Annotated in this window: 1 protein-coding gene; it reads left to right on the top strand. The window is 33.3% G+C overall.

The genetic code is table 11. The features are described 5' to 3' along the window. Positions 1 to 356 precede the first annotated feature (356 nt). Positions 357 to 926, top strand: coding sequence for a hypothetical protein (locus tag H280_RS0122840; RefSeq protein WP_020063407.1), 570 nt, complete (start codon positions 357 to 359; stop codon positions 924 to 926). Positions 927 to 1,699: the final 773 nt, after the last annotated feature.

Here is a 1,699-nt window from a genome sequence, read left to right as displayed (position 1 = left end):
ACTTTTTAACATCTAAGTCGCTGCTATGCAGAACAAAACATGGCCGCTACTTGCTTTCTACCTTTGTTTTAAACTTTGCACGTGGCAGGAAAAGGCACTGACCGCTTCTATGCATGGCCAGTTGCTCTGGTCTCCTTCCCTAAAAAATGGTTTTTATGTCATTTTTTCAATTTGTATTTATATATTTACGAATTAAAAATTTAATGTTTTAATAAAGATGTAATTGGTATGATCACAAAAGGAGCAAAAAACTACACTAACAAAATTGTAGTATGTGTATATTATGATATAAAATAATATACCACGTCAGTATTTAAAAGGTTATATACCATATATTAAAAAGGAGGAAGAAAACTATGAAAATGAAACGTAAATTAGTAATGTCAACCGCTCTTGCAGCAACGTTAGCTACAGGAGTAATACCATCTACATCAGTGCTTGCTGCAGAAACAGAAGGTTCTATTCAACAAGTGGAATCAAAAACTATTAATATTCAACCTTTTGGAAAGAATAATTTGGAGACAGCTGTTAACGCTGCGTTACATGGGCCTGAAGTAAAAAAATTAAAAATATTTGATCATGAATTTAATGTAAAAGAAGTAGAAGTAGCAAATCTAGGAGAAGGAAAGATATATGTTAAGGGAAAAATTTCTCATCATATAAGTTATCGTCCAGATGATCAATTTTATTATGAGTTTATAGTACAAGATGGAAAGGTAATAGATGGGCCTAAATATAATATTGATAGAGGTGGTTTGACACCAGTTGTGGCTCCACTTTTATCAATTATTGCTGCATATAATGGGATTCCCGTTAATCCAAATGATTTAAATACACTTGGTCAGCAACTTGGAAGAATTATAGATGGAAGCTGGGAACAGGCAGCACAATCTATTGCTACTGTAGTTAGTTTAAGTTGTAAATAAATATGCGTAAACAATATACTCTATATTAGAAGTTTTAAGGTTGTGTTTAATCTTGTGGCAGGACATTGTTCATAAGTAGCACTATTAGGGAAAATTATGAAACATATGCATCTCAATCTTTAGCACATCAGCCGCAAATTTTTTACTTTTTACAATTTGATAGAACATTGAAAAACAGAAGTCCGGTTTAAACTTCTGTTTTTTTATCCCACATTAACGGACAGTAATACTCCCACCTCAAAACTCGGCGAAAGCAAAGAAGTGATGTGGGAGGTAAACTGCCCGTAAAAGCCCGATTGGTGAGGGCTAATAATCAGTGGGGAATGAAGAAACCTCCCACTGATTAAAGTTTCACTTTATCTTTTTATTATTAGGGGTCACCATACATGCCCATCAAGTTAAGATAAATTTTTATCCATTCTAACAACTCCATATTTTGATGATTACTATAGTGCTATAAATCTTCAAATGTAATCTTTCCACGTCCTTTTAACTGAGAATCATAACCTTTCTTTTATATATAAATACAAATTGATTTTTTAACATATAAGTCGTTACTATGCGGAACAAAACATGGACGCTACTTGCTCTCTATCTTTGTTTTAAATTTTGCGTGTGGCAAGAAAAGGCACTGACCGCTTCTATGCATAACCACTCCCTCTCGCCCATTTAAAAAAGTGCTTTTCTATCGGTTTTTCATAGGATGACTGAGTAGTTATAATATATAAACACAAAAAAACCTAAGTCATATTGACTTAGGTTTTTGCCTGGCA

It is taken from the genome of Bacillus sp. 123MFChir2, assembly GCF_000383235.1.
In the GTDB taxonomy this organism is placed as follows: domain Bacteria; phylum Bacillota; class Bacilli; order Bacillales; family Bacillaceae_G; genus Bacillus_A.
Note: the sequence above shows the minus strand (reverse complement) of the source record. Positions and strands in the feature narration are given on the sequence as shown.

Coding starts and splice junctions, on each gene's coding strand:
- H280_RS0122840 (WP_020063407.1), top strand. CDS start 357: ATGAAAATGAAACGTAAATTAGTAATGTCAACCGCTCTTGCAGCAACG.